Below are 2,652 nucleotides of genomic sequence, written 5' to 3'. Positions count from 1 at the left end.
GGTGAAAACGCAAGCATGGAATCCGAAATGCTCTCCATCGCCCGCAAGGTCTTCAAGAGCAGCACCCTCGAAGAGTACATCGCACCCTTCGCGCACCTGCTCTACGCCCTCGAAATGGATAGCCCCGCGAAGTTCGAAGAGTACTCGCACGTCATCCTCGAGCGCACCTACGACATCTTCCTCGAAGAGTACCTCGCGGCATACCCCGACCTGCCCTACCTGCGTGTGGCAGTCTTCGCCTCCAACCTCTCCGAAACTATCGGTGAAGGCGTCTACTACTACCTCACCCGCGCTGAAGAAATGACGGCCAAGGTCGCAGCGGAAGCCCCCGAAGGCACCCACCCCGAAGCACTCGCCATCGAAGCAATGCGCCGGTGCGTCCTCGAAGCACTCGACTACCTGGGTCGTCTGGTCCAGGGCGAATTCGCGAGCTAAGCCCCATATCGTCAACGCTCAAACACTCTCGCTTCGGGCACCTCACCAGTAGGTGCCCGGGGCGGGGTGTTTTTTGCCCAAAAACAGGGCGCAGCGTTCGTCATGCAGGGCAAAACTGCAACGCAAACACCACGCGCACCCAACCAACACACCGACCCCCACTCACCAATCAATTTCAAAGGACTGAATCATGGCTACATGGCTCTACCGCATCGGTGAAGCCGCCGCCCTGAGCGAGAAAATGAGTGAGAAGATTCAGTAGGAGTGCGAGTCTGCCGCTGCTGACTCGGGGAGCAAGCTCGGGTAATAGTAAAGTATGTAGTGTGCGCTACGGTGCACTCTAAAGACTCATGCGATGTGAAAGGGTAGGTGCACGGTGATGAGGAACCGCGCGAGTATCCGACAGCGGATAGGAGGCGTTCTGAACCGTGTGCCTGCCCCTTTTCTTGTCTTTTTAGGCGGCGGTACGGGTGCGCTGTGCCGCGTGTACACTCCCGGCGGCGTGCTGGTGGCGAACCTTCTGGGCTCCTTCACTTTGGGTCTGCTGACGGTGGTGTGGAATGCTTACGCGCGCCGTGACGGCGAGGAGCGGATTCATTCGTTCCGTCTGCTCTTCGGCGCGGGCATGATGGGCGGCTACACGACGTATTCGTCGATTGCGGCGGTAGTAGCGCAGACGATTTTTCTGCCCTACACGGTGCATAGCGGGTATATGATGCTGGCTGTGGCGGTGCTGCTGGTGGGTGGTTTGGTTGCCGCCGCTGCGGGCATGCTGACGGGTCGTTTTGTGGCGTCCCGCCTGGTGCCTGCTCGTGATGTTGAGGGGGGCCGCTAATGTTTTTTGCTCTGATGGTTTTCCTCTGCGGCGGTCTGGGCGCGATGACCCGCTTCTTCCTGGATAAGGCGATGTCTCCTCGCCTGCGTACGGAGTCGTCGATTATTAGCCCGGTGTTCATCATTAACCTGGTGGGTTCGTTCCTTTACGGGCTACTGATTATGCCGGTGTCTAATCCTCGCGCGCTGGGGGTGCACTATAACGCCACGGAAGAGGTGGCGTTCTGGTGCACGGTGATTACGACCGGTCTGCTGGGTGGTTTTACGACCTTTTCGACCGCCATGGTGGAGGCGCTGACCGCCCGCTCTGAGGGTAAGACGGTGAAGTTCCTGATGCTGTGGTTGGTGCAGGTGGTTGGCGCGATGGTGGCTGCGATTGCGGGTGCGCTCTTGTTTGTGCTGCTGTTTGGTCGGTATATTGCGCCGGTGTTCCCGCCGGATGTTCTGTACTGACGGCACCGACTGGGGGTGGTTCTCCTAGCGCGCCGGGCGCGTGTACAGCTTTTTCACAGTTTCACCTGGGGCGAGCCATAGAGCGGTCTTTTACACTGGTGGTGAACAATATGCGGCGGGTATGAACAGTAACCGCCATATACCACCAGGAACATATGTTAGAACAGGTATATATTCAGGTGGGGTGCGTATAATTCACTCTCGCGATCTAAGGAACACGCAGCATGCAGGAACTGCTCAGTAAACACATGATTGGCACCTTCGCCATTGAGATTGCGGCACTCACAGTCGCGCTCTCCATCATCGGTTTTATCAGTATGCGCCTGCGCGCTAGGAAGACCGGTCGAGCGCACAGTATCCGCCAGTACCTGCTGACTGCGTCCTTCGCGTTGTTCCTCGCCTCGATTCTTTCGCTGACGCTGACCCCGATTGGCTCTTCTAATAGCGTCACGAACCCTGAGCTCTACTATCCGCGTTTCTATGTGGGCTGGAGCTGGCAGCAGGCGTGGGATTTGACTGAGGGCATGGGTCTGCGCCGCTTCGCAACTGCCGTGTATGCGCAGCTCTTCTTCAATATTGCGATGTTCGTCCCCCTGGGCTTCTTTACCGCGGGTTGCCTGCGCTGGGGTCTGCGTGCCACGGCGCTGAGTGGCTTCGCGCTCTCAAGTTTCATTGAGTTGAGTCAGCTGACCGGTAACTGGGGTCTGGCGGGCTTCACCTACCGCACCTTCGACGTGGATGACATTGTGAATAACACTGCCGGCGCGGTTCTCGGTGCGGTTTGCATCTGGGTGGTGCGCGCGATTCAGAAGCGCCGCGCGACTAAGCGTGACCGGGTGCTGGCAATGGCTACCGCCGCCGCATAGGAGCCTCTAAATAGCAGACGTTTTCATAACATGATTGATATAATTCATGTTATGAAAACGTCTG

The 2,652-nt window shown here is 57.8% G+C and carries 3 protein-coding genes and 1 pseudogene; all 4 read left to right on the top strand.

Annotation, left to right across the window (positions count from 1 at the left end; genetic code table 11):
- Positions 1-435: pseudogene (locus Q0216_RS02420) on the top strand (TetR/AcrR family transcriptional regulator); the annotation flags it as partial.
- Between the two features lie 430 nt (positions 436-865).
- Complete coding sequence (locus Q0216_RS02415) at positions 866-1,270, top strand: CrcB family protein (RefSeq protein WP_298592635.1); 405 nt, start codon at positions 866-868, stop codon at positions 1,268-1,270.
- Entirely contained in the window at positions 1,270-1,722 is a 453-nt protein-coding gene (locus Q0216_RS02410) for a CrcB family protein (protein WP_298592633.1), read from the top strand. The genes Q0216_RS02415 and Q0216_RS02410 overlap by 1 nt, the downstream gene beginning before the upstream one ends.
- Before the next feature lie 224 nt (positions 1,723-1,946).
- Complete coding sequence (locus Q0216_RS02405; protein WP_298592631.1) at positions 1,947-2,588, top strand: VanZ family protein; 642 nt, start codon at positions 1,947-1,949, stop codon at positions 2,586-2,588.
- Positions 2,589-2,652: the final 64 nt, after the last annotated feature.

The sequence above is a fragment of the uncultured Rothia sp. genome (assembly GCF_937976295.1).
Lineage (GTDB): Bacteria > Actinomycetota > Actinomycetes > Actinomycetales > Micrococcaceae > Rothia.
This window is presented reverse-complemented; position numbering and strand designations above follow the sequence as displayed.

What these genes read in the sequence shown, in the direction of transcription:
- Q0216_RS02410 (WP_298592633.1), top strand. Translation starts at nt 1,270, where the DNA reads ATGTTTTTTGCTCTGATGGTTTTCCTCTGCGGCGGTCTGGGCGCGATG.
- Q0216_RS02405 (WP_298592631.1), top strand. Translation starts at nt 1,947, where the DNA reads ATGCAGGAACTGCTCAGTAAACACATGATTGGCACCTTCGCCATTGAG.